The following is a 25,649-nucleotide window of genomic DNA, read 5'->3' as shown; positions in this document are numbered from 1 at the left end:
TAAATTTTAGTTATTAAACAAGCAGCCTATCATGTAGGTCGTTAATCTTTAACTAGTAATAATACAATAAATGGCAACTGCAAAGTGTGTCGGAGATTTAAAATGAAAAAGACGATTAAATTGTCATTGATTGCAGCGTCAGTTTTAGCGCTTACAGCATGTAATCAAGAAGCAAAAAAAGAGCAAGCTGAAGTTAAACTAGACACTGTAGCGCAGCAACAAGCATACGGTATTGGCGCATCGGTAGGTAACTTTTTAAATAAAGACTTAGCCGATAAAAAAGAAATTGGTATTGAACTAGACCAAGCGCTGTTAATTCGTGGTTTTGAAGATGCACTTGCTGGTAATGCAAAAATTGACGAAGAAAAAATTCGCGAAGTATTAACTGAGTTAGATACATCAGTGCGTACTAAGCAAGAAGCACAAGCAAAAGTAGAGTCTGAAAAAAGCAAAGAAGCGGGTGTAAAATACCTAGCTGATAACGCTAAAAAAGAAGGCGTTACTGTTACTGAGTCTGGCTTACAGTACGAAGTGATTACTCAAGGTGATGGCGAAAAACCAGCTGCAACTGATGTAGTTAAAGTACATTATAAAGGCACACTTTTAGATGGCACTGAATTTGATAGCTCATATTCACGTAACGAGCCAACAACTTTCCCTCTTAACCGTGTAATTACTGGTTGGACTGAAGGTTTACAACTTATGCCTGTTGGTTCTAAATATAAATTTACAATTCCTTCTGAGCTAGCTTATGGCGACCGTGATTTAGGTAAAATTCCTGCTAATTCAACACTTGTATTTGAAGTGGAATTATTAGAAATTCAAAGCGATGCAGATGCTGCAGCAGCAGAGTAAATAAGATATAAGCTAAAAATAATTTAGCCTACATATACAAAAAGGGACTTTAAGTCCCTTTTTTAATGCGTATAAATAACGGTGCGCTTGTTAATCCGTATGATTAGCAAATAAGTTATCAATAAGCTCATCTTCTAGCGCAAAGCGCGCTTCAAGTGCTTCACCAAGAACAGATAAGTCATTGTCAAAGCCTACTAATAAATCTTCTTTATCAACTTCAGCGTATTTATCGTTAAAATCTAGCGCAATGTCGGTGGTATCTGTTATTTTTGGGTAAATAGCATTTGCTAGCAATTGGCTTTCTGGGCCTTTACTTTCACAAGCCTTAGCAATGTCATCGTATATTTCAAAGTGACCGGCAGATAAGTAATCCATTAAAATTTGGCAAAACGTTTCAATTTGTTGTGGTTCAGGCAGGGCATGATCTTTTTTATCAGAAGGTGAAAACCCAGCTAGCTTACAATAAAGCACAATGAGGCGTTGTCGCTCGTTTAGCCATTTATCAATTACAGTATGGCTACCCCCCCACTTTTGTTGAGCATTTTCTACACGCGTCAGCATAATCGTTCTCCTAAGCTGGGTTGGTTTTTTAGTTAAAAGTAAAAATTGTTTATACCTCAAGATATAGTTAATTGATGTGTATATCAACTAGTAAAATAGATGATCTAGAAGCAGTTTATTTTATTTGTAGGGAATTGATAATTTATTGCAGGCAAGAAAAAACCACCTGTTACGGTGGCTTAATTTTTTTCTATGGCTTGTTGTAACAAGCTTTCTTATTTTTATTAGAAGATTTTTGTTATTGTTATTTTAAAACTTTTATTTTTATTGTTTTAAGATTTTTATTATTGTTTTTGTTAACGCGGGATAAACAATACCAAGGATTTAAGTATGTTGCAAACATATTAATGAAAAGTTTTAAATGTTGCTACTGTTTGCTTGTTTAATAGTCAAAAACAGTTAAAAACTCAAAACATCTTGATCTACCTCCTGTTGCTGTCAATTTAATCGCTTAGCGATAGAGAGGTAATGAATATGGTGGTACAATCTTGCTCAATTTCTATAAGCATTAGGATTATTTTACGCTATGAGCGAATTAAAAAACGACCGTTATTTACGTGCACTTGCAAAACAACCTGTTGATGTAACTCCAGTATGGATGATGCGCCAAGCAGGACGCTATTTACCAGAATACCGTGCTACACGTGCACAAGCGGGCGATTTTATGAGCCTGTGTAGAAATGCTGAGCTTGCTTGCGAAGTAACACTACAACCATTACGCCGCTACCCGTTAGATGCCGCTATTTTATTTAGTGATATTTTAACCATTCCAGATGCTATGGGCTTAGGTCTGTACTTTGAAACGGGTGAAGGTCCAAAGTTCGAGCGTCCAATTTCATCGCTTGCCGATGTTAAAAAAATTCCTAAGCTAGATCCAAACGACGATCTTGGTTATGTAATGAATGCGGTTAGTACTATTCGTCGTGAACTAAAAGGCGAAGTACCATTAATTGGTTTTTCGGGTTCACCGTGGACGTTAGCGACTTATATGGTTGAAGGCGGCAGCAGCAAAGTATTTGGCAAAATTAAAAAAATGGCATTTGCAGAGCCGCAAACGCTACATTTATTACTCGATAAACTAGCTGATTCGGTTATCGATTACTTAAATGCGCAAATTAAAGCCGGTGCACAATCGTTAATGGTGTTTGACTCATGGGGCGGTGTATTAAGCCCGCGCGACTACAATGAGTTTTCATTGCAGTACATGCACAAAATTGTTGATGGTTTAATTCGTGAATACGATGGCCGTAGAGTACCAGTTACTTTGTTTACTAAAAATGGTGGCCAATGGATTGAAGCAATTGCAGCAACTGGTTGTGATGCTATCGGCCTTGATTGGACCATTAATATTAGCGATGCTAAGCGCCGTGTAGGCGACAAAGTAGCATTACAAGGTAATATGGACCCATCAATGCTGCACGGTACGCCAGAGCGTATTCGTCAAGAAGTAGCGACTATTTTAGAAGACTTTGGCACAGGTAATGGCCATGTATTTAACCTTGGCCATGGTATTACACCAGATGTAGACCCTGAAAATGCGGGTGTGTTTATTAATGCCGTGCATGAGTTCAGTGCTAAATACCATAAGTAATTAATACCAAATAAAGTACTGAGTGTTTAGTGTGTTACTTTACTGCATGCTAAACAACAAAAAGCCCGCTTACTATTTTTAGTAAGCGGGCTTTTTAATAAGGCGTGTTTGGCACTTATGCGTATTTATCAAATAACCGCATTACATAGGTTATTCCTAGCTTAAAAGCTTTATTTAAATAAGCGATTTAATCCATTTAACGCTGCAACTCGGTAGGCTTCAGCCATAGTTGGGTAGTTAAAAGTGGTATTTACAAAGTATTCAATATTATTGCCGCCATTTTTTTGCTCCATTATGGCTTGGCCAATGTGGACAATTTCTGAGGCGCGCTCACCAAAGCAATGTACACCCAGTACTTCTTTGGTTTCTGTATGAAATAATATTTTTAAAGTACCCACTTCAGTACCCGCAATTTGCGCACGCGCAAGGTGTTTAAATTGCGCACGACCTACTTCATACGGAACTTTAGCAGCAGTAAGTTGCTGCTCGGTTTTACCTACTGAGCTCATTTCAGGAATAGTATAAATACCCGCTGGAATATCAATAATCAGTTTTTCATCACAGTTGCCACAGGAAATTGCATCAGCTGCAATACGGCCTTGGTCAAATGCGGCACTCGCTAGGCTTGGGTAACCAATCACATCGCCTACAGCGTATACGTTGTCAATTTCGGTTTGATAGGTTTCGTTTACTTTTAACTGACCACGGCTATCAGGTTTTAAGCCAATTGCTTCAAGGTTAAGCTTGTCGGTATTACCGGTGCGGCCATTAGCAAACAAAATACAGTCAGCTTTTACGCGTTTACCCGATTTTAAATGCATAATTACACAGTCATCACGGGTTTCAATATGATCAAACTCTTCGTTATGACGAATTACAATACCGCTATTCCAAAAGTGATAACTCAGCGCGTCAGATATTTCTGTGTCCATAAAGGCAAGTAGGCGGTCGCGAGTGTTAACTAAATCAACTTTGGCACCTAAGCCTTTAAAAATAGAGGCATACTCACAACCAATTACACCCGCACCATAAATAAGTACGCGATGTGGATCGTGGGTTAACCCTAAAATAGTATCGCTGTCGTAAATACGAGAATGGGTAAAGTCTACTTCTGGCGGACGGTATGGGCGCGAACCTGTAGCAATAACAATAGTCTTGGCCGTTAAACGCTCAGTTGAACCATCTTGGCGAGTTACTTCAACTGTATGTTTATCAATAAAACGCGCGTCACCTTGAAACATTTGAATACGGTTACGGTCGTAAAAACTGCTACGTAAATTAGACTGCTTAGAAATAACTGAGCTGGCATGGCGTAAAATGTCAGGAAAAGTGAGTCGAGCAAGTCGATCACCGGTATTAAATAAAGGGTTTGTTTTATATTCTATATAACGGCTAACCGAGTGACGTAGGGCTTTAGAGGGAATGGTTCCCCAATGTACACAGCCCCCACCTACGGCTTCGTGGCGTTCAATAACAGCCACTTTTTTGTTATTTTTTGAAAGGTTCATAGCGGTACCTTCACCGCCAGGACCCGTGCCAATAATTACTGCATCATATTGGTATGTCACGGGTGTTTTTTTCTTTTCTGGTTGTTTGGCCACAGCCACTCCTATATTAACTAAAAGAGGCTTTTAATAACCTCGCATTAAGTGCTAGCCATGCCTGCTTTTGGTTTTCCCAGGCGGCTTCCAGCTCATGGTATTGTGCCATTAATGCTGAACGTTCACACTGCTTTGCCATGTTATTTTTTTTAACTTCTAACACTTGTTTTTGTAGTGAACAATAATTTTGCAGTTTTTTCAGCAGTAAATCATATTCTTGTTGTAATAATGTAAGCTTATCTTGTGCTAAAGGCAATTTTGCAAGACGAACTTGTGTTTTGCTCATTAAAGTTTCGGCCTTGGCTTTTTCAATGCGTTCAACCGGTGTGCGCTTTAGTTTACTGGCTAAACCAAGGGCAGCTAACGAGCGAATAACCCATTTAGTGGGGTCATAATGAAACCACCTAATGCCGTTACGGTAATCACTGGCAAAAATATGGTGAAAGTTATGATACCCCTCGCCATATGTAAATAGGGCTAAAAAGCCGTTGTCGCGGGCGGTATTTTTTTCGGTGTACGGACGAGAGCCCCAAATATGGGCTACCGAATTAATAAAAAAGGTAAAGTGCTGACTAAGTACTAAGCGCAGTAAACCGGCAAGTAATAACATGCCCCATACATCGCCAACTAGTAATCCTAGCGTAAGAGGTAGGCCTACATTCATTAAAAGAGCTAACTTTAAATAATGTTTGTGTTGCCACATTACAATTTTATTGCGTTGTAAATCGCGACAGTTACTGTAATCGCCGTAGCTATCAGCTTGATAGTCACGTAACATCCAGCCAATATGGCTATACCAAAAACCATTGGTTGCGGCATAAGGGTCTTTTATTGGGTCGTCAACTTGGCCGTGATGCACACGGTGGTCGCTGCTCCAATGTAGTGCACTGTTTTGCAGTGCAAATGCACCGCCTAAGGCAAACACAAACTCAACCGCCGGATGGGCGTTATAGGTTTTATGTGCCCACAATCTGTGGTAACCGGCAGTAATTGATAAGCCTGCATAAAACATACAGCCGACAAAGGCAATCCAGTGGGCACTAGAAAATCCGTAGTTAATACCATACCAAGGCACAAGCGTTATCGCGGCCAAAAAAGTAAGGCTAAAAAATAGGACGTTGGTCCAAATAAGTGGTGGTTTGTTCATAATTCTCTATCTCAGCGTACAACTGTAAGCTAAAATAATGTTTCAAACTCTTGGCGTCAAGTATTAGACTGAGTAATTAAACTATTTTAATCAAAATTTGCTATAAATTCATTCAGGGAGCTGTTGATGTCGGGTGTTAGAGCGCAACAGAAACAAAAAACACGACAAGCGTTAATTGAGGCGGCATTCAATCAGTTGAGTGCCGATCATAGCTTTTCAAACTTAAGTTTACGCGAAGTTGCGCGTGAAGCCGGTATTGCACCAACTTCTTTCTATCGACATTTTAAAGATATGAACGAATTGGGTTTAACCATGGTTGATGAAGCGGGTTTAACCCTGCGTCAACTTATGCGCCAAGCGCGCCGACGCATTGCCAGCGGTGGTAGCGTAATAAATACCTCGGTGGTGACCTTTATGGAGTTTATTGACAACTCGAGTAATCAATTTAGGTTATTACTGCGCGAACGATCTGGTACTTCAAAAGCGTTTAGAGCGGCGGTAGCACGCGAAGTTAAGCACTTTATTTTAGAGTTGGCGCACTACCTAGAAAGCGAAACAAAATGCGATGCCACCCATGCGTATATTCAATCTGAAGCCATGGTAACACTGGTATTTAATGCTGGAGCAGAAGCGCTTGATTTAGAGGGCTTACAACGCGATGAGTTAGTAGAGCGTGTTATTTGGCAATTGCGCTACATTACTCGTGGTGCAACGCATTATGTGCGAGAAACAAATAAAGAGATTTAAACAGAGTAAAAAGTTAATCTAAGCACTGTGCTTTACAGTGCTTAGTAATTTAAGCACTTTGCGGTGCTTTATTGTTAAAAAACCTCACCAAACCTTTCTTTAGTGCATAATTATTTCTGTTTAAAGCGATGTTAAATACAAAAATTAGAATTTTTATGCTTGCACCTTGTGCATGGTAATGTTAAAAATAAGCCTCACTCGACACAAATAAGAAAGCAAGATGCATATTATTCGTTTAATTACACTAAAACTGAACCTCTTACTGCTATGGCAAGTGAGCGGGGATTAGTGTGTTTGCATTGAGCTAAACATAAAAAAACCCCGCACTTGCGGGGTTTTTTTTATCTCGCGGTAGGATAAGTTAACAATAAATAGCATTGGAATGAGAGGCTGTTATGCAAGACCAAGATAAAGTATGGATTTTTGATACCACATTACGTGATGGTGAGCAGGCGCTTAAAGCAAGCCTTACCGAAGATGATAAAATTCAGCTAGCGCACACCATTAGTCGCTTAAATGTAGATGTAATGGAAGTGGGTTTTCCGGTATCGAGCCCAGCAGATTTTCGCTCCGTGCAGCGTATTGCTACCGAGGTTAAAGGGCCAATTATTTGTGGCCTAGCGCGCTCAGTTGCTAAAGACATTGAAGCATGTGGCGAAGCACTTCGTAACGCGCAGCAAAGTCGAATTCATACTTTTATTGCTACCAGTCCTTTGCACCTTGAGCACAAGTTACGCATGAGCTTGGACGATGCCACTGCTATGGCAGTTAAATCAATTAAATTAGCACGTAACTATACCGATGATGTGGAGTTTTCGTGTGAGGACGCCGGACGTACACCGCATTGGGATTTATGCCGCATTGTAGAGCAGGCCATTAAAGCCGGTGCTTCTACTATTAATTTACCCGATACAGTTGGCTTTGTAACGCCGGACGAATACGCAGGCATGATCCGTCATTTAATGAACAATGTGCCAAATATTGATAAAGCACGCTTAAGTGTGCATTGCCATAACGATTTAGGCTTAGCTGTTGCCAACTCTATTGCTGCTGTGCAAGCGGGTGCTCGCCAAATTGAGTGTACCATTAACGGCATTGGTGAACGTGCGGGTAACTGCTCACTTGAAGAAGTGGCAATGATCATGAAAATGCGCAAAGACCACTTAAACGTGTATACCGATATTAAAAGTGAAGAAATTTATCGCGCATCTCGCCAAGTGGCTAAAATTTGTAATATGCCAGTACAGCCTAATAAAGCCATTGTGGGCGAGAACGCCTTTGCACACAGCTCAGGTATACATCAAGACGGCGTATTAAAAGCGCAAAACACCTACGAAATCATGTCGCCAGAAAGTGTAGGAGTACCGAGCAACCAATTAAATATGACTTCACGCTCTGGACGCCATGTTATTGAACATCGCTTAGAAGAATTAGGCTATCAAAAGTCTGATTACGATATGGATAGTCTATACGAAAGTTTTATAGCCTTGGCTGATCAAAAAGGTACTGTATACGATTACGACCTTGAAGCGATGATTTACTTTAATCAAATTAACGACAAAGACGAAAAGTACCAATTAGAGTTTGTTAACTCGGTATCTAACTCACAATCGGTAGCCAGCTCTACTATTGGCATGTTGATAGATGGCGAAGCTAAACAAGAAGCAGCAACGGGGAATGGCCCAGTTGAAGCCTCTTTTGCTGCTATTGAGCGCTTAACCGGAATGAGCGTAGAAATGATTGAGTATAACTTAGAAGCCACAGGCCAAGGTGCAAGTTCACTTGGGCAGGTAAACATTATTGCTAAATTTAACGGCCGCCCTTATCACGGTGCCGGCATAGCAGCAGATGTGGTGGAAGCGTCGGTACGCGCTATGGTTCGTGTTTATAATTTAATTTATCGCGCACAAAAAGTGTCTGATTTAAAACAACAAAGGAAAGCAGGATGAGTAAAACAAACTACAGTGTAGCCGTATTAGCGGGTGATGGTATTGGCCCAGAAATAATGGCAGCAGCAGAGCAAGTACTGGATGCAGTGAGCAATAAGTTTGGTTTTACTCTAAACCGCGAACACCATGCAATTGGTGGGGCAGCCATCGATAAGCATGGAAAAGCCTTACCACAAAGTACAGTTACAGCCTGTGAAAATGCCGATGCTATTTTATTTGGTGCTGTTGGTGGTCCAAAGTGGGAACATTTACCGCCCGATGAGCAACCTGAGCGTGGATCACTGTTACCACTGCGCAAACACTTTGGTTTGTTTTGTAATTTACGCCCAGCACAATTATTACCAGCACTAAGCACCGCATCGCCACTACGCGCTGATATTAGCGAGCAAGGCTTTGACATTTTGTGTGTACGTGAGCTAACCGGTGGCATTTATTTTGGTGAAAAAGGGCGCAGCGGCGAAGGCGAAAATGAATCAGCATTCGATACGCAAAGATACTCACGTAAAGAAATAGAACGTATTGCACGTTTTGCCTTTGAAGCCGCAAAACTGCGTAGTAGCCATGTTACTTCGGTTGATAAAGCCAACGTTTTAGCATCAAGCGTACTATGGCGCGAAGTTGTTACCGAAGTAAGTAAAGACTACCCAGAAGTAAAACTTGATTATATTTACGTAGATAACGCAGCAATGCAGCTTGTAAAACAACCAAGCCAGTTTGATGTATTACTGTGCGATAACTTATTTGGCGATATTTTGTCTGATGAGTGCGCGATGATCACCGGCTCTATGGGGTTATTACCATCGGCTAGTTTGAACCAGTCGGGCTTTGGTTTATACGAGCCTGCCGGTGGCTCAGCCCCCGATATTGCAGGTAAAGGCGTGGCAAATCCGATTGCACAAATTTTAAGTGCCGCACTAATGCTGCGTTACTCATTGGGCCAAGACGAAGCTGCACGCACCATTGAAAAAGCAGTAGCTGAAGCCGTTGCAGCGGGCGTAGGTACGCCAGATATATTTCCAAACGCTGGCTACACTACCAATGATGTTGCTGCAGCGATTGTTGCACGCATTTAACTAAAAACACATTTTAATGCCGCAGCTCCGTTAGGCTGCGGCTCAAAACAGATTAGGGGATTAGCAAGTGGCCCAAACGTTATACGACAAAATTTGGCAAGCACATACAATTGCCAGTATCAACGAGCAAACCGATTTACTTTATATTGACCGTCATTTAGTACACGAAGTTACGTCACCACAAGCCTTTGCTGGTTTGCGTGAAAAAAACCGCACTGTACGCTGCCCAGAAAAAACCTTTGCTACTATGGATCATAATGTATCGACCAAAAGTCGCTCATTGGATGCTGCTAGCGAAGTGTCGAAAAATCAATTAATGGCACTAGATGCAAACTGTAAAGAGTTTGGCATTGTGCTTTACGATTTAAACTCAATTAACCAAGGCATAGTGCATGTTATGGGGCCAGAGCAGGGTATAACTTTGCCTGGCACTACCATAGTATGTGGTGACAGCCATACGTCGACTCATGGTGCATTTGGTGCGCTTGCTCACGGTATTGGCACCTCAGAGGTTGAACACGTATTAGCAACGCAAACATTGCAACAAAAAAAGGCTAAGTCGTTAAAAATTCAAATAAATGGCCGTTTGCGCCCCACCGTTACTGCAAAAGACTTAATTATGGCGGTTATTGGTAAATTAGGTACAGCGGGTGGCACGGGCTACGTTGCAGAATTTTGCGGTGAAGGAATTGAAGCGTTGTCGATGGAAGCACGTATGACGTTGTGTAATATGAGTATAGAAATGGGTGCCAAAGCAGGTTTAATTGCTTCTGACCAAATCACTTATGATTACCTAAAAGGTCGCCCATTTGCTCCTAAAGGCGCTGATTTTGACGCAGCTGTTAAGTATTGGGAAACATTAAAAACAGATGACGGTGCGCAGTTTGATCATGTTGTTGAGCTGGAGGCCAGCAGCATTCAGCCACAAATTACTTGGGGCACTAGCCCAGAGCAAGTGATTGGCGTAGACGAGTGTATTCCTGATCCTGATAAAGAACCTGACCTAATTAAAGCTGACGCGATCCGCAGTGCATTAAAGTACATGGGCCTAAAAGCGGGCGAAAAGTTATCAAGTGCAAAAGTAGATACCGTGTTTATTGGCTCGTGCACCAATAGTCGTATTGAAGATTTACGTGCAGCAGCAAAAATAGTCGAAGGCAAAAAAGTAGTTGCCGGTATTGAAGCGTTAATTGTACCGGGTTCTGGTTTAGTTAAAAAACAAGCCGAAGACGAAGGCTTAGCAGATATTTTTAAAGCAGCTGGCTTTGAGTGGCGTGAACCGGGTTGTTCAATGTGTTTAGCAATGAACGACGACCGCTTAGGTGCAGGTAAACGCTGTGCATCCACCTCAAATCGTAACTTTGAAGGACGTCAAGGCCGTGGCGGGCGCACCCATTTGGTTAGCCCTGCAATGGCCGCTGCGGCAGCTATACATGGTCACTTTGTTGATATTAGAGGAGAAGCCTAATGAGCATTTATTTTAGTGGCTTAATGGCCCCATTGGATAAAAACAACGTGGACACGGATCAAATTATTCCAAAGCAGTTTTTAACCTCAACCAGCCGCGAAGGCTTTGATGCCGCATTATTTTATGATTGGCGCTATTTAGAAAATGACGAGCCAAACCCTGATTTTATTTTAAATCGTCCTTGCTACCAAGGCGCGCAAATATTACTAACGCGCGACAACTTTGGTTGTGGGTCATCACGCGAACACGCGCCATGGGCACTAAAGCAATATGGTTTTGAAGTGATTTTGGCTGAAAGCTTTGCCGATATTTTCTTCAATAACTGTGGCAATAATCAAATGCTCGCTATTGCACTGCCAGCCGATACGCTAGAGCAATTATTTGTGTTAAGTGAGCAACATGACGATATTCATATCGACATCGATCTTGAAAATCAAACACTGACTAGCACTAAATTTGCCCCCATTAGTTTTGATATTCGCAAAGATGTAAAAGAGCGCCTATTAAGCGGCCTAGACTTTATTGGCGTAACCGAAACGCTTAACCCACAAATAGACGCGTTTGAGCAGCAACTTGCTGCAGAGCGTCCTTGGCAGTAAGTTGTTAAAATAAATAAAAAGACGTATTTAGCGCAGCATAAGCTGCGCTTTTTTATTTTAGCGGCAACACATTAATTGTTTTATCAATTTGTTCAAAATAAAAATGCAGTAGCTAAACTAGCGGCGGAAATGGCTGCTATTATTAATAAGTTTATCCTTTTAAAGGTTTGAAAACGGGTTACTTTCGAGTCATCTATGGTCGCAAAAAAGCCATTTTTAAATGATTCAGCAAGGTTGGCATGTGCTGTTCCATCTAAAGAGTTTTGGGTAAGCTTTTGCCATTAATTTGGGTGTTGCTGAACAAGGTATTTACATAGGGAAAGGTAATAACGATTTTGTAAAATCAATAATAATATGACTATTATTAAGCCTATATAATTTGTCATTTGGTTCTGCGCTCCATGCTAGTTATTAATTTTACAGTTGACAGTATTTAATTATTATATTTTATTGCAACAATTTATATTTTAAAATTATCAGCGAGTTGCAAGTATCATTTGTTGGTTACTCCTGCACTTTGGTGGTTCATCGTGATTACTTCCTTTAAGTGAGTTAAAGGGCTATGGTACTAAAAACTATTATAAGGAATATGTGATGAAATTATTAACTGCAGCCACTTTATTATTGGCTTCATCAACTGTTGTAGCAAGCCCTGCGCCTTTGGTGTCTATTGCTAGCCACGATGCGTTTTTTAGTAATATTGCTGCACATTGCGGTAAAGCTTATGAAGGCAAGGTAAGTGTTGATAACGCCGCGGGACCAAGCTCGTTTGCGGGCAAAAAATTAGTAATGCATGTACGTAAATGTACCGACAGTGAGCTGCAAGTGCCATTTCATGTGGGTGATGATGCATCGCGCACTTGGATTATTACTAAAACGGGCAGTGGCTTAAGCTTAAAGCACGACCATCGCCATAAAAATGGTTCTAACGACATCTCAACTATGTATGGCGGGCATACAAATGATGCTGGCTTTGCACAAATGCAGTCGTTTCCTGCCGATCAATATTCAAAAGAATTATTTGTTGCACAAGGAATAGCACAGTCGGTAGGTAATACTTGGCAAATGTATATTTATCCTGAGGTATTTACTTATCGTTTAATTCGTCAAGGCCGCGAATTTAAAGTGGATTTTGATTTAACTAAACCCATCACTCCGCCAGCAGCCCCTTGGGGATACACAGACTAAAATTATTCATCTTCGCACTGTAGTAAAACACTTAATGCTGGTTGGTAAGCTCTAGGGTTAGTAGGCATACTTTCGTACTCTTGCACGCCATCCAGCACTTTAAGCATAAATGTTTTATTAAGGCATAAGCGATTAGCATGGCGTAGTAAAAATACACTCTGATTTGCAAAGTGTTTGTAATCGTCTGACTGGATCTCTATTTTATAGTTATCATCGTCGAGTTTTGTTTGGTAATAATGTACTTTATTATCAAAGTCGTAGAGTTTTTCTGTTTTTGCTTGTTCGGCAAAAGCTGTGCCTACGCTTGAACAAGCTAGCAAAGCACTGCCAATAACTAAGCTAATGTTTAATCCTTGCATAAATAATTCCTTTAATTTTCGAACTTTATACCCATTAATACTATCAGTATTAAGCGCTATTTATTTATATTAAGTTTAACACCCAATAAGGAAAAGTGTGATGTTCAAACAAATAAAACAACTTTTTTCTGTATTCGATGAGCAACAGCCAAGTATGCAAGAGCATGATTTAAAAACAGCGGTTGCTGCATTATTAATTGAGGTAATGCGCGCCGATGCTAAGTTAGATGATGATGAACAACATACTTTAACGACTACCTTAAAACGCTATTTTGCATTAAACGATGCAGACGTAAACGAGCTGCTAAATAATGCAAACAGTAGCGTGGATAGCGCGACAGATTATTTTCAGTTTTCAAAACAAATTAACCAACATTGTAGTGCTGTGCAGCGCATTGAAATAATAGAGTTATTATGGCGCTTAGCCTATGCCGATGGTGAGATTGATCCGCAAGAAGAGTACGTAATACGTAAAGTGGCAGGCTTGTTATATGTAACTCATGTAGATTTTATCGCCGCTAAAATTGCGGCGACAAAATAGAGCTTTAGCAGGTTAGCTAAGCTTGCTGGCAACAGTTACTAATTGTTGTGCTAATGCAGACACTTTTTCTGCTGTATTTGGGTTATTAATTTGGCCATTTTCATCGAGTATAGTATGCACAGCCGGTACTGCTAGCTGATCGGCAAGTACTAATGAGCCAACACCACTTAAAATATCACGCACGTGGTTTAAGCCACGTAGACCACCTAATCCACCGGGCGATGCTGCAAATAACGCCACTACTTTATTGCGAAAAGCAGGTACTGCACCTTGCTCTGTGCGAGAAGCCCAGTCGATTGCATTTTTAAGCGCTGCAGTAATAGAGCCATTGTATTCAGGGCTGGCTAATAAAATACCATCTGCAGCACGTAACTTCTCTTTTAACAGCTGCACATCGGCAGGAGTACCTTGCGCTTCAATATCTTGATTAAAAAGTGGGATATTTAAATCGGCAAGTTTAATTATTTCTACTTCTGCACCACTTTCTAATGCAAAGCGTGCTGCTTCATTGATCAGTTGTTGATTAAAGCTGTCTTTACGTAAACTACCTGCTAAAGCAATAATTTTTGGTGCTGTCATGGTTTATCCTGCTAATGTGTTAGTAAATCACTTAACCAAAGTTCGGGCTAATGTAACCTGATCTCCGGATAATAAACTTATCTCAAGCAGCTGTCTTCAGCGCTAACTGCGTTGAATTTACTTGCAATAGGCCAGCTATTGACGCGTAAATTCGCCTTGTTTTCACTGAAAACCTCTGGCTAGAGAAAATAAAATTAAATATAACGATGATTCAATATGTTAGTAAATCTCTTAACCAGAGTTCAGGTTAATGTAGATAATATGGGGCTACTTTACCAAAAAATGACTTGAAGAAAACCCGAATAAACGCAACACTTATGTGCGTATATGCACATAAGTTTAAGGTGGCACAGTATGGCGGTTAAGTTTGAAGATTGGCAAGATGTTAAAGTGGCTTTTGAGGTTGCACGTTTAGGTACCTTAACTGCGGCGGCAGAGGCGCTTAATGTGCACCATAGTACAGTGCTTAGGCGAATTAATAATCTTGAAAAAACTTAAACACACGTTTGTTTCATCGCCATGCTCGTGGCTATAAAGCAACAGAAACAGGCGCTAAGCTGTTTAGTACCGCACAAGTGATCGACAGCTCGCTTGAGCAGTTACATAATGATATTGCTGCGGCTGATAGCACACTGCGCGGCAGTTTACTGTTAACCACGGTTAGTGGCTTTATGGATGTGCTTGGCGATGTGTGCGAGCAATTTCAGGCGCTACATCCACAAGTGCAGCTTGAGATGATTTTAGAGCAAAAGCGTTTACGGCTCGATCACGGTCAGGCGCACATTGCCGTACGGGCAGGGCCAAGGCCCGATGAAGGCGACTATATTGCACAGCATTTGGCTCAGCTTAACTCGGGTTTATATGCTAATCAGCGATATATTAATAAATATGGTATGCCTAAATCGCTGAGTGATTTACAGCAACATAACTTTATTTCTGGCGTGGCGGGCTTTAATGCGCGGGTGCCGTATTTTGAATGGGTAGATCAGCATATTGCAGCGCCGCAAATAAAACTGCGTGTGTCAGAAACCTCAGAAGCTACGCGTGCTGTAATTAAAGGCTTAGGAATTGGTGGGTTACAGCACAATGTTGCGGCTCAATACGCTAATTTAGTACCCATTTTATCTCATGAATTAATCTGGTGTACTGATATATGGCTAGTAACGCATCATTTGGTGCATCGTACCGCAAAGGTACAGGCGTTTAGCCAATTGTTAAAAACCTATTTTCAAACCAATAAAGCAAGCTAATGTGGCATTATAAAAACTTAGGTGATGCTATGTTTGCAGATGCAGAGCTGGCTAAAATAAAACAGCTAGCAAAGGCTACCAACGCACCACTTTACGTTAAATATTACGCAAAAAGTGGACTGCATTGTGAAGTGTTACTGTATTTTTCGCCGCACTATCAATCGCTTGCTGCTCTGCTGGGGGCTACTTGCTGTAAAGCCCCTAACTTAGATGAACTGACGGTTTTATAGCTATTTTATAGCGACTTTTTGACTGAAATACCTAAGCGTTTAGCCAAGCGAACTAAGTTTGCACGGTCTACTTTTAAGGTGCGTGCTGCACTTGCCCAGTTATAATTATGTTGCTCAAGCTGCTGACTAATTAAATGATGGGTAAAGGTATCGGTTGCTTGCTTAAGTGATAAATTTTGCTCTGCTATGTTAGTGCTACTGCCAGTGGTGGTGTTTGTGGTACTAGCAGGTAATGATAACTGTGTTGTATTACTCGCACTAAGGTTTAGCTCACAATGCTCGGGCTTTATGGTAATAATGGCTTGTTGCCATTGGCTTTGTTTGGCCTTTAGTGCTGCGCGGCTAATTACATGCTCTAGCTCCCGTACGTTACCCGGCCACTGATATTGGGTTAACAATAATTGTGCATCGACACTTAACTTAAGTTGTTTTATTGCTAATTTTCGTGCGGTTTGCTCAACAAAAAAACCAGCTAATAAAACCACATCGTTTTCACGCTGGCGTAACGGCGCTACCGTTAGCGGGTAGACACTTAATCTATGGTATAAATCGGCTCTAAAGCGTCCTTCGGCTACTTCTTTTTTTAAATTACGATTAGTAGCAGCAATAACCCGCACATCAACATATTTCACTTCGTCTTCGCCTACTGTTTGTATTTCGCCACTTTGTAATACCCGTAGCAATTTACTTTGTAGTACCAGTGGTAGCTCGCCTATTTCGTCTAAAAATAAAGTACCACCGTGCGCTAGCTGAAACTTACCTTGGCGCGCATGATCCGCCCCAGTAAAAGCGCCTTTAGCATGACCAAAAAACTCACTTTCGGCGAGATTTTCAGCAAGCGAAGCACAGTTTAAATGAATAAGTGGCTGCTCACTGCGTTTCGAGTGTAAATGAATATTACGTGCAACCAGCTCTTTGCCTACGCCGGTTTCGCCTAAAATTAACACACTAAAATTAGAGGCGGCGACAAGTTTTATATCATTTTTAAGTGCTTGTATTGCTGAGCTTTGACCAATAATTTCGCCGCCATCACGGGTGAGTGCTTCGCGGTTAAGCTCTTGCACTAAGGCGCTAGAATGCTGTGCATGTAATTTGTAATGAGCCAGCTGTAATGCCGTTTTAAAATGTGCGCTGCATAGCGTTTGTAAGGTGCTAAGCGTTTGCGCACTAATAGCGTTAAAGGCATTGGCATTTAGGCTGTCAAACGTAATCACACCTAATAACTGTTGTTGATAAAATAGGGGTAAACCTAAGCAAGCATGTACCGGAATGTCGCCAGTTTTTGCTAGTAGTAAGCCGTCGTACGGATCGGGCAATGGACAGTCATGGGCAAATTGCAGTGGTTGCTGAGTATTACAAATAGCTTCTAAGCGCGGATGCTCACTAAGCTTAAAACGCCGCCCCAGGCTATCTGGCATTAAGCCTTTAATTGCAAGTGGCTTGAGCTGCTCACCTTGTAGCTCAAGCAGTGCGCTGGCATCACTGGCAATCACTGTTTCAAGGACAGTAAGTAATTGCTCAAAACAGTTTTTATCTAATGTGCTTTGAGCCAGCTTTACCGCTACGGCAGTGAAGTTAATTGCGCTGCTCATGTCAAAATGACTCTTATGTGTTTTTTAGTTTGATTTATGGTAGGTCATAAAGACATAAAAAGCAAAGGTGGATAAGTTAGTTCATTGAAATATATATGTTTATTTTATTGGCACGATAAGTGTAATAGGTAGTTAAGTGCATTAGTTGTTGAGGCCGTTATGAACACCTTGGTTATACATAATCCAAGCTACAAAATTGAGACAGCTTGTTTACTGAAAAAACTACTGCTAGTGGCAAACTCATTATTAGCAGCTAGTTGTGCATTACTAATAACCAGTATTTTAATTAGCTACCCTTTTGCCGGTTACTTTTCTATACCGGTGCAAATTTCGGCACATATTAGCACTATTGTTATTGCTGCTATTTTAAAAATTAGCTATGTGCTGCGTTGTATCGCACTGCATGGCATGGGGAAGGAAGTTCGTTAATGCGACCTATTAATTTATCTCAGCCGGTACCGGCTAATATTCGCTTTTACCAAATAACGCAGTGGCCAGTATGGATGCTGCCATTTAGACCCTATTTTTTAGCCGCAGGCTTGTTGGCTTTTAGTTCAATAGGCTACTGGTTATTAATTTTAACGGGTAGTGCAACTTGGCAGTTAACAATCCCCGCTACATTATGGCATGCCCATGAAATGTTATTTGGTTTTGCAGGTGTTGTTGCAGTGGGTTTTTTACTTACCGCCGCGCAAACTTGGACTGGAGTACCTAGCATTAGTGGCAAAAAGTTAATGCTATTAACGCTGCTATGGCTTGGGGCGCGAGGCGCATTTTTTGTGTCTTTGCCTGCTTTTGCACAATTTAATTTATATGCGGTGTTAGTGTTACAGCTTGCATGGTGGCTAGGTGTTATTGCAGCATTAGCTAATATGTTATTAACCGCTAAAAGCAAAAATAACTATCAATTTTTAGTGCTATTAGCGGCGCTGTGTACGTTAAATATTGTTTACTTGGCCATGCTGATTGAACAAAACATGCAGTTTGCGCTCGCCATTGTTGATACAGCAGTATTACTGATGACCTTATTAATTGGCATAGTAGCAGGGCGTGTATTGCCATTTTTTACCAGTAAAGGCCTTGGTTTAACAGCGCAGGTACGTACAGCTAACGTTGACTCAGTATTACTGTATATGAGCGTTTTTAGTATTGCGGTGTTTTTTCTTAGTCAGTTATTTTTTAATCAGCTAAACCCAGGCTGGGCACTTGCTGTTGTTGCTGTGCTGCATTTAATCCGTAGTTTTTATTGGTGGGATAAAAACGTACTTAAAGTTCCTTTGTTATGGTCTTTGCATTTTTCGTACTTGGCACTAGGTGTAGGTTTAATGCTGGTAGCCATGAGTTTTTACAGCAGTGTTATTTTATTTAAAGATGCATTACACCTCATTACCATAAGTACCATAGGGATGATGATTTTAGCCATGATGACACGCGTATCTCATGGGCATACCGGGCGCTCTTTGACTATTCCACATTATATGGCGGTTGCTTTTGCTTTAGTGTTAGTGGCTGGGATTACTCGTTCTTTACTGCCTTTTGTTATTGGGCCACACCTAGCTTGGCAGCTAAGTGCTGGGCTGTGGCTAATTGCCTTTTTATTATTTTTAATTCACTGCACACCTATTTTAACACAGCGTCGTGTTGATGGGCGTCGTGGTTAACCTATACCTATTTTATTAATTGGGTATTATTCACACGTAGGAAAACCTAGATGTTATCGGATAAAACTATTGAAATTGTTAAAAGTACTGTTCCTTTATTAGCAGAGGCAGGTACGGTTGTTACTGATCATTTTTACAAGCGTTTATTTAGTCATAATCCTGAGCTTAAAAATATTTTTAATATGAGCAACCAAGATACCGGCCGTCAACAATTTGCATTATTTAACGCATTGGCTGCTTATGCACAAAACATTGATAATTTAGAGGTGTTAAAAGCGGCACTTGGGCGTATTAACCATAAACATACTAGTTTAAATATTTTGCCGGAGCACTACCCAATTGTTGGTGCACATTTAATTGGCACGCTGAAAGAGCTTATTCCTGAGCAGTTCACGCCAGATGTTGAATATGCTTGGCGTGAAGCGTATGGCGTACTTGCTGATATTTGTATAACTGAGGAAGCTGCTTTATACGAGCACAGCAAAAATAACTTAGGCGGTTGGGCAGGCACACGTCAGTTTGCAATAACTAATAAGCAGGCTGAGTCAGAGCTGGTAACTAGCTTTACGCTTACGCCAGTTGATGGCGAGGCAGTAATTGCCCATAAACCGGGTCAATATTTAGGTATTAAAGTTAAGCCAGAGGCTAGTGAATATGAAGAGATCCGCCAGTATTCTATTTCGCAAAAAAGTAATGGTAAAAACTACCGTATTAGCGTTAAAAAAGAGTTATTACCAAACCCTGGCATGGTGTCTAACCATTTACACTCACTAGAGCAAGGCGCAATAGTAGAGCTATATCCGCCAGCAGGGGATTTCTTTTTACGAAATAACACCAGCCCTGCTGTGCTTATTTCAGCGGGTGTTGGGCAAACGCCAATGGTAGCAATGTTAGAGACGCTATTAAGCGATACTGCTAATCAAAATATTATGTATTTGCATGCTTGCGAAAATGCTCAGCAGCACTCATTTGCTAATTATTTAAATGAACTAAGCACTGTTTACCCGCGCTTACAAACCATGACTTGGTTTAATCAAGGCGATGCAGGAGCTGATTTTACCGGTTTTATGGATTTACACGCAGTACAAGCGCAATTGCCACTGAGCAACGGCGACTTTTACTTGTGTGGACCCGCTAATTTTATGGCCTTTGTGAAAAAACAACTGCTAGAATTAGGCGTTAATAACGGACACATTCATTACGAAATTTTTGGCCCGCATCAAGATCTATAATATTTATAGAATAAAACTCAATTAAAAAAGCGCGCTATTGGGCATTACTTCAATAGCGCGCTTTTTTGTGCCGTTAAATAACCTGAACTCCGGATAATAAACCTATCTCAAGCAGCTATTTTCAGCGCTAACTGCGTTGAATTCACTTGCAATAGGCCAGCTATTGACGCGTAAATTCGCCTTGTTTTCACTGGAAATCTCTGGCTAGAGAAAATAAAGCTAAATATAACTATGATTCAATACGTTAGTAAATCTCTTAACCAGAGTTCAGGTTAAATATTAAACTGGCTCCTAATACCTTTAAATTAAAGCTTTTTGGTATTGGTTTGCGCGGCATACGCTTGTTGTTGCCAAGCATTAAATAACTGCTGTTGTTTATTTGATATTTTTAAGCCGTAAGTTTTTTGCATATAGGCATAGGCGTCGGCTATTTGTTTACGGGCATAAAAAGGAGGCTCTATTACTCGTTGTTTAAAGTTAACTTTAACTTCACAGCGACCGTATTGGGTGGCGCTTTCACTAAGCATTCCAAATCGATAATTAGAACGATCTGCGTTAATTTCACCAATAGCAGGAGCTAAGTTGTTTATATCGGCTTCCATCTTTCTAAACTTAGCACTTACTTTACGGCAGTTTTTACGCCCGCCATCTTGCCAGCATTGTAATTGGTGGCCAAACTCCCAGGCAGGCACAATATGCTCCCATTCTATGCGTAAAGCGCGTGCATTTACGTTACCTGAGCGGGTATGTGTATTGCGTGGCACATAGCCACAGTTAGTGGGGTCGGGAACTAGTTTTTTACCCTGTTTTTTTATATCGCAGCCACAGTAAATACTTTTAGCATTACTAGGGAGGGTTTTAATTAGGTGTCTTTTAGCGGTTGAAAACCGAGTGAATTCTTCAGCCGATAGCGAAAAGCATACAAAAAAAGCCAACAAGGCTAAAATAAATCGAGTCATATCCATCACATACGTGAACTACAGGAGCGGCTAGTTTAATGACTTGAAGCTAAAAGATAAAGTTTACTTAAGCCATATTTACCGTTCTTTAGTATTTAACCTTAGCTCTGGTTAAGAGATTTACTAACGTATTGAATCATAGTTATATTTAGTTTTATTATCCGGAGCTCAGGTTATCTACTTTAAATTGTTGTTTAAATAAACAAAAGTTGTTACTTAAAGAGTATGATGAAAGCTCATAAGTTTGTGATTTGGATTGCGAATGAAATTTATAGATTATTATGCCGTGCTTGGAGTATCGCCCGATGCAGACGATAAAGCGGTTAAAGTAGCTTATAAAAAGCTAGCTAGAAAATATCATCCAGATGTAAGTAAAGAACCTCAAGCCGAGGAAAAGTTTAAAGAGATAGGTGAAGCTTACGAAGTTATTCACAACAAAGAAGAGCGCGCTAAATACGATGTGTTACGTCGTAATCAACAAAACCGTGCTCAGCAGCAAGCAAATTATGGCGGTAGCTATGGCTCGTCACAAAACCATTATCAGCAAGGTGATCCCCAAGCCGATCAGGAGTTTTCTGATTTTGTAAATTCAATGTTTGGCGGCGCAGGTGGGTTTAACCATGGCGGGCAGGGCAGAACTGGTGGCGCTCGTGCGCAAAAAGGACAAGATGTGGAAATTGAATTCCCGGTATTTCTTGAAGAAACGTTAGTCGATACCGTTAAACCAATTGAGTTTATGCTGCCGCAGCGAGACAGTAGTGGCCGTGTATCTGAAGTTAAAAAATCGCTTAAAGTTAAAATTCCTGCCGGCTCGGTTAATGGCGAACGCATTCGCTTAAAAGGCCAAGGTGGATTAGGTTCGGCAAATGGCCCTAATGGCGATTTGTATTTGCAAATTCGCTTAGTGCCTCATCCATTATTTGACGTTGAGGGGCATGACCTAAATATAGTGGTACCTCTTGCACCATGGGAAGCTGCTTTGGGCACTAAAATAAATTTACCTACATTAGCCGGAAAAATCCAACTAACTATTCCAGCTAATAGTCAATCGGGTCAACGTTTACGCATTAAAGGTAAAGGGTTAATTAGTAAAAAAGCCAAAGGTGACTTATTTGCTGTGATTAAAATTGTTAATCCAGCATTGAGTGATGATGTTAGCAAAAAGCTTTGGCAAGAGCTGGCCGAAAAAGCCCATTTTGACCCCCGTAGCAATTGGAGCAAGTCATAATGAAAATTATCGAGGCACCACAAGGCAATTTACTCACTAGCCAAGAATTGTGTGTGAGTAGTGATATTAGCGAAGCCATATTATATGAATTGGTTGAGCACAGCATTGCTATTCCTATTGAGGGCGAGCGCGTTACAGAATGGCAATTTACGGTATCAACAGTGATCTTAGTTAAAAAGGCTGCGCGTATTCAGCATGACTTATCGTTAGATTGGTCTGCTATTGCTTTGGTTTTACAATTATTGGATGAACGGGATGAGTTGATTGCTGAAAACCAAATGTTAAAGCAGCACTTAAGTCGATTTAAACATTTAGAATAAAAAATAGTGGTTAAATTTTAAATGCGAGTAGCTAGCTATTTTTATGGAGCTAGCTCAGCACTTTTATAATAGTGAGCTTTTGGTGCTTAAATATTTTTTATTCGTGAAATAAGAGTAAGTAAAGCGTCAATAAATGCGTAAAAATAGCCGACTATTCAGATAAAAAAGGTGAATATTGCAGAGTTGATTTGGTATAAGCGTAAAACTGCGTTAAAGTTTACAGCGAACTAATTAGAGGATAAACAGCAGACAATGTCGGAAATTCAATTTTTAAATGTAGACCTAGAGCTTGAGTCAAAGCAAGATATTAGCGTGCTTGTAGCTGACCTAAAAAAAATCGCCACTATTTTACATTATGATAAAGACGAATACCGTCAGTTAGCGCGTATAGAAGTAACAGGCGAAATATCTTCACCGGATAAAGCAATTAACCACTTATGTGAGTTAGTAGAGTCATGCTCGCGGGCTGCACTTAAGCAATGGTTGAGTTGTTCGCGCCGTACCTTTGATATTGGTTTTGAATCGGGCACTTCGCCAAAGTGTTTTAACCAAGCGCTGCACGCCGATACATTATTACGTATATCGGCAATTGGTGCAGGCATGGAAATTACTATTTACCCGCTAGAAAAATAGCGTTAGCCTTTGCGCTCTACAACAGCTGCGGTCATTTTTGATACGCAGCAAAGCTCGCCGCGACTATTCGTTATTTTTATTTCCCATACTGAGCTACGTTTGCCAATATGAAACGCTTTTGCGGTGGCGGTTAAGGTGCCATTACGCGAGGCTTTTAAATGGCTGGCACTGATCTCTTGCCCTACACAATAAAATTTAGTGAAGTCGACCACAAAATTAGCCGCGTAGCTGGCAACACTTTCGGCTAAAACCACGTTTGCTCCGCCATGCACCATGCCTATAGGGTTATGGTGCGCAGGAATTGCTGGCATAGTGGCAACTAAGTAATCATCACCAATTTCAGTTATTTCAATCCCCATGGTTTTCATCAGTGTACCTTGGCCATTTATGCCTTGGTCTAACTGCTTACAAAACGCTAAAGTAATAGGTTGATGCCAAATACTCATTGTTACTCCTTTAAAGGTTGAAAACGATAACCGATAATACGATTTTTCATGGCGATATGATAGCCAAATTAGTGCAGCTACTGCATGGTAATACAGTGCTACTTTTTGCTTTCTACATAGTGCTTAATTTCATCGAGATCTTTTTTTAGCATTTTACGCATCGAACTTTTAAGAAAAAACCCTATCACTGCAGAGATCATTTTTACCCAAATAGACTCAGAGCTATCAGAAAAAGTCATGGTTAAACAGGTGCTAGGTTCGGCGGCGGTAAGTGACAGCTTAGTGGTATAAACTGCCCCGCCATTTTCTGCGCGAGTGCAATAGTATTCATTAGTAACAGCTTCGGTGATCCACATGGTTTCTGAGGCTGCTTTGCCAAAAATTTTTCGTGTTTCTAACCATTTTAGGCCCACTAGCCCTTGTGGTGGCTTCTCGATTATTTTTACATCAATAATGCCAGACAGCATATTGGCACTGTTTTCGATGTCAGTTATTGCCGCCCATACTTTACGTTTAGGACCGTTAATTATTACCGCTACAGTGATATTCATAACACTCTCCGTTAATTCACATTGATGAAGTTAAGGCCCATTACAAAAACGATAGTTAACTAATTTTTAATAACAGCAACAACTTAGTAGTTATGTAATTAATGTAACGTAAAACTAACACTATCGTGATCTGCGTAATTTTATCTGTAATTTACTTGGTAATTTTAAGCTTAGACCAATGCCACCTTTGGCAGCAAAGGCGAGGAGTAATTTAAATTTGCGATTTTCAGATAACTGTATATACTCACAGTTAAATGTACTGTATGGAAAACCAGTTGTATGCGACCATTAACTAACCGCCAAGCGCAAATACTCGAACTTATTAAAGTGTTTATTAAAGACACTGGTATGCCTCCTACACGCGCAGAAATTGCACAAACATTAGGCTTTAAAAGTGCTAATGCAGCAGAAGAGCATTTAAAAGCGCTGGCTAAAAAAGGCGCTATTAAAATGAAACCAGGCGCTAGCCGTGGTATTCAACTTATTGAAGAAGATGAACCAGAACAACTTGGTTTACCGTTAATAGGCCGTGTAGCTGCCGGCGAACCTATTTTGGCGCAACAACATGTTGAGAGCCATTGTAAAATTGACCCGTTAATGTTTAAACCCGCTGCCGATTTTTTATTGCGTGTAAATGGTATGAGCATGCGAGATATTGGTATTATGGATGGTGATTTACTGGCTGTTCATCGCACTCAAGTTGCCGAAAATGGCCAAGTTATTGTTGCCCGCGTTGATGACGATGTAACGGTAAAACGCTTAGAAAAAGCAGGCAAAAAAGTATTATTGCATGCTGAAAATAAAGAATTTTCGTCGATAGAAGTGGATCTTGAAAACGAATCTTTTAATATTGAAGGCTTAGCTGTTGGGGTTATTCGTAATGCTGACTGGATGTGACAATTAAGCTGTTATAGCTATGTAAAATATCGGCATAATTTAATAGCTCAGATAATTAATGCGCACTTTTTTTTGCGCTTTTTTTTGCCTTTTTTTTGTGAAAATTCCGCTGCAATGAAAAAATTATATTAAGTTTATGTTTTTTATCATTTAAGTATTTAATACTCGTTATCGCTGTCTTTTTATTTGTAACCCTTGCTGTTGCTCACTTCCTGCTTAGAACAAAATTAAATAAATCCCATATTTACGCTAATCCCCTAATATTATTTGATTATTTTTCAAACTAAAACTTGCTAGTTGTTCAATTATTAACTAATTGTTAATGGGCTGGACTAACAATAACTCACAGCTTTAGTTTTGAGAAAATATATTTATATATCCGGCAGCAATAC

Annotated in this window: 26 protein-coding genes and 1 pseudogene; 18 read left to right on the top strand and 9 right to left on the bottom strand. The window is 40.4% G+C overall.

The genetic code is table 11. The features are described from left to right. Positions 1-102: 102 nt before the first annotated feature. The gene (gene fkpA, locus AAEZ18_RS06450) at positions 103-855 is read left to right on the top strand and encodes an FKBP-type peptidyl-prolyl cis-trans isomerase (protein ID WP_011329528.1); all 753 of its coding nucleotides are present in this window, start codon (positions 103-105) and stop codon (positions 853-855) included. Between the two features lie 90 nt (positions 856-945). Here fkpA and AAEZ18_RS06445 read toward each other — a convergent pair whose 3' ends face one another. Next, entirely contained in the window at positions 946-1,416 is a 471-nt protein-coding gene (locus AAEZ18_RS06445; RefSeq protein ID WP_011329527.1) for an Rsd/AlgQ family anti-sigma factor, read from the bottom strand. Between the two features lie 526 nt (positions 1,417-1,942). On the opposite strand from AAEZ18_RS06445, the gene hemE reads away from it, so the two are divergent. Then, on the top strand, positions 1,943-3,007 hold the full coding sequence (gene hemE / locus AAEZ18_RS06440; RefSeq protein ID WP_058374381.1) for a uroporphyrinogen decarboxylase: 1,065 nt from the start codon (positions 1,943-1,945) through the stop codon (positions 3,005-3,007). Between the two features lie 170 nt (positions 3,008-3,177). On the opposite strand, the gene sthA is transcribed toward hemE, so the two are convergent. Further along, on the bottom strand, positions 3,178-4,608 hold the full coding sequence (gene sthA, locus AAEZ18_RS06435) for a Si-specific NAD(P)(+) transhydrogenase (protein ID WP_172459241.1): 1,431 nt from the start codon (positions 4,606-4,608) through the stop codon (positions 3,178-3,180). 13 nt (positions 4,609-4,621) lie between these two features. After that, positions 4,622-5,755: an acyl-CoA desaturase gene (locus AAEZ18_RS06430; RefSeq protein ID WP_011329524.1), complete on the bottom strand. Its 1,134-nt coding sequence runs from the start codon at positions 5,753-5,755 to the stop codon at positions 4,622-4,624. A 126-nt stretch (positions 5,756-5,881) separates the two neighbouring features. Here AAEZ18_RS06430 and fabR point away from each other — a divergent pair, with 126 nt between their 5' ends. The 6 genes from fabR to AAEZ18_RS06400 all read left to right on the top strand — a co-directional run bounded on the left by fabR (position 5,882) and on the right by AAEZ18_RS06400 (position 12,779). After that, a complete protein-coding gene (gene fabR, locus AAEZ18_RS06425) occupies positions 5,882-6,502 on the top strand; it encodes an HTH-type transcriptional repressor FabR (RefSeq protein WP_011329523.1) in 621 nt (206 codons plus the stop codon). A gap of 395 nt (positions 6,503-6,897) precedes the next feature. Then, positions 6,898-8,451 carry a 2-isopropylmalate synthase gene (leuA, locus tag AAEZ18_RS06420; protein WP_011329522.1) on the top strand — a complete coding sequence of 518 codons (1,554 nt, stop codon included), beginning with the start codon at positions 6,898-6,900 and terminating at the stop codon, positions 8,449-8,451. Next, the gene (gene leuB, locus AAEZ18_RS06415; protein ID WP_011329521.1) at positions 8,448-9,524 is read left to right on the top strand and encodes a 3-isopropylmalate dehydrogenase; all 1,077 of its coding nucleotides are present in this window, start codon (positions 8,448-8,450) and stop codon (positions 9,522-9,524) included. The genes leuA and leuB overlap by 4 nt, the downstream gene beginning before the upstream one ends. A 67-nt stretch (positions 9,525-9,591) precedes the next feature. Continuing rightward, positions 9,592-10,992, top strand: a complete 1,401-nt coding sequence (leuC, locus tag AAEZ18_RS06410; RefSeq protein ID WP_011329520.1) for a 3-isopropylmalate dehydratase large subunit — start codon at positions 9,592-9,594, stop codon at positions 10,990-10,992. Further along, complete coding sequence (gene leuD / locus AAEZ18_RS06405) at positions 10,992-11,591, top strand: 3-isopropylmalate dehydratase small subunit (RefSeq protein WP_350594060.1); 600 nt, start codon at positions 10,992-10,994, stop codon at positions 11,589-11,591. Before leuC ends, leuD begins: the two co-directional genes overlap by 1 nt. 594 nt (positions 11,592-12,185) lie before the next feature. Next, positions 12,186-12,779: a hypothetical protein gene (locus tag AAEZ18_RS06400; RefSeq protein WP_011329517.1), complete on the top strand. Its 594-nt coding sequence runs from the start codon at positions 12,186-12,188 to the stop codon at positions 12,777-12,779. Between the two features lie 2 nt (positions 12,780-12,781). Here AAEZ18_RS06400 and AAEZ18_RS06395 read toward each other — a convergent pair whose 3' ends face one another. Further along, entirely contained in the window at positions 12,782-13,138 is a 357-nt protein-coding gene (locus AAEZ18_RS06395) for a hypothetical protein (RefSeq protein WP_011329516.1), read from the bottom strand. A 100-nt stretch (positions 13,139-13,238) separates the two neighbouring features. Between AAEZ18_RS06395 and AAEZ18_RS06390 the strand changes: the two genes are divergently transcribed. Further along, complete coding sequence (locus tag AAEZ18_RS06390) at positions 13,239-13,679, top strand: tellurite resistance TerB family protein (protein ID WP_089368870.1); 441 nt, start codon at positions 13,239-13,241, stop codon at positions 13,677-13,679. A 12-nt stretch (positions 13,680-13,691) separates the two neighbouring features. Here the strand turns inward: AAEZ18_RS06390 and AAEZ18_RS06385 are convergent, their stop codons facing one another. Next, complete coding sequence (locus AAEZ18_RS06385; protein WP_089368869.1) at positions 13,692-14,258, bottom strand: NADPH-dependent FMN reductase; 567 nt, start codon at positions 14,256-14,258, stop codon at positions 13,692-13,694. Between the two features lie 354 nt (positions 14,259-14,612). On the opposite strand from AAEZ18_RS06385, the pseudogene AAEZ18_RS06380 reads away from it, so the two are divergent. Then, positions 14,613-15,508 (top strand): annotated as a pseudogene (locus AAEZ18_RS06380) (LysR family transcriptional regulator). Next, complete coding sequence (locus AAEZ18_RS06375) at positions 15,508-15,738, top strand: hypothetical protein (protein WP_089368867.1); 231 nt, start codon at positions 15,508-15,510, stop codon at positions 15,736-15,738. Before AAEZ18_RS06380 ends, AAEZ18_RS06375 begins: the two are co-directional and overlap by 1 nt. A gap of 5 nt (positions 15,739-15,743) precedes the next feature. Here AAEZ18_RS06375 and norR read toward each other — a convergent pair whose 3' ends face one another. Continuing rightward, positions 15,744-17,330, bottom strand: a complete 1,587-nt coding sequence (gene norR / locus AAEZ18_RS06370; RefSeq protein ID WP_089368866.1) for a nitric oxide reductase transcriptional regulator NorR — start codon at positions 17,328-17,330, stop codon at positions 15,744-15,746. A 159-nt stretch (positions 17,331-17,489) separates the two neighbouring features. On the opposite strand from norR, the gene AAEZ18_RS06365 reads away from it, so the two are divergent. Genes AAEZ18_RS06365 through hmpA form a run of 3 tightly spaced genes read left to right on the top strand, consistent with a single transcriptional unit; the run spans position 17,490 to position 20,223 of the window. Next, the gene (locus AAEZ18_RS06365; RefSeq protein WP_089368865.1) at positions 17,490-17,759 is read left to right on the top strand and encodes a hypothetical protein; all 270 of its coding nucleotides are present in this window, start codon (positions 17,490-17,492) and stop codon (positions 17,757-17,759) included. Then, complete coding sequence (locus AAEZ18_RS06360) at positions 17,759-18,991, top strand: NnrS family protein (protein ID WP_089368864.1); 1,233 nt, start codon at positions 17,759-17,761, stop codon at positions 18,989-18,991. The genes AAEZ18_RS06365 and AAEZ18_RS06360 overlap by 1 nt, the downstream gene beginning before the upstream one ends. 50 nt (positions 18,992-19,041) lie before the next feature. Continuing rightward, the gene (gene hmpA, locus AAEZ18_RS06355; protein ID WP_089368863.1) at positions 19,042-20,223 is read left to right on the top strand and encodes an NO-inducible flavohemoprotein; all 1,182 of its coding nucleotides are present in this window, start codon (positions 19,042-19,044) and stop codon (positions 20,221-20,223) included. Positions 20,224-20,528: 305 nt separating this feature from the next. Here the strand turns inward: hmpA and AAEZ18_RS06350 are convergent, their stop codons facing one another. Continuing rightward, entirely contained in the window at positions 20,529-21,182 is a 654-nt protein-coding gene (locus AAEZ18_RS06350; protein ID WP_011329507.1) for an endonuclease, read from the bottom strand. A gap of 262 nt (positions 21,183-21,444) precedes the next feature. Here AAEZ18_RS06350 and AAEZ18_RS06345 point away from each other — a divergent pair, with 262 nt between their 5' ends. The 3 genes from AAEZ18_RS06345 (at position 21,445) to AAEZ18_RS06335 (ending at position 23,363) form a co-directional block, all read left to right on the top strand. Continuing rightward, positions 21,445-22,410, top strand: a complete 966-nt coding sequence (locus tag AAEZ18_RS06345) for a DnaJ C-terminal domain-containing protein (RefSeq protein WP_089368862.1) — start codon at positions 21,445-21,447, stop codon at positions 22,408-22,410. Beyond that, positions 22,410-22,730: a chaperone modulator CbpM gene (locus tag AAEZ18_RS06340; protein ID WP_011329505.1), complete on the top strand. Its 321-nt coding sequence runs from the start codon at positions 22,410-22,412 to the stop codon at positions 22,728-22,730. The genes AAEZ18_RS06345 and AAEZ18_RS06340 overlap by 1 nt, the downstream gene beginning before the upstream one ends. A 252-nt stretch (positions 22,731-22,982) precedes the next feature. Continuing rightward, positions 22,983-23,363 (top strand): hypothetical protein, encoded by a 381-nt coding sequence (locus tag AAEZ18_RS06335; RefSeq protein WP_011329504.1) that lies wholly within the window; start codon positions 22,983-22,985, stop codon positions 23,361-23,363. A 2-nt stretch (positions 23,364-23,365) separates the two neighbouring features. Here AAEZ18_RS06335 and AAEZ18_RS06330 read toward each other — a convergent pair whose 3' ends face one another. Together AAEZ18_RS06330 and AAEZ18_RS06325 are read right to left on the bottom strand one after the other, a co-directional pair. Continuing rightward, entirely contained in the window at positions 23,366-23,809 is a 444-nt protein-coding gene (locus AAEZ18_RS06330; protein ID WP_011329503.1) for a PaaI family thioesterase, read from the bottom strand. 98 nt (positions 23,810-23,907) lie between these two features. Beyond that, positions 23,908-24,360: an SRPBCC family protein gene (locus AAEZ18_RS06325; RefSeq protein WP_011329502.1), complete on the bottom strand. Its 453-nt coding sequence runs from the start codon at positions 24,358-24,360 to the stop codon at positions 23,908-23,910. Between the two features lie 279 nt (positions 24,361-24,639). Here AAEZ18_RS06325 and lexA point away from each other — a divergent pair, with 279 nt between their 5' ends. Next, on the top strand, positions 24,640-25,257 hold the full coding sequence (lexA, locus tag AAEZ18_RS06320) for a transcriptional repressor LexA (RefSeq protein ID WP_041454613.1): 618 nt from the start codon (positions 24,640-24,642) through the stop codon (positions 25,255-25,257). Positions 25,258-25,649: the final 392 nt, after the last annotated feature.

The organism is Pseudoalteromonas sp. 19-MNA-CIBAN-0066 (genome assembly GCF_040308705.1).
GTDB classification, from domain to species: domain Bacteria; phylum Pseudomonadota; class Gammaproteobacteria; order Enterobacterales; family Alteromonadaceae; genus Pseudoalteromonas; species Pseudoalteromonas nigrifaciens.
This window is presented reverse-complemented; position numbering and strand designations above follow the sequence as displayed.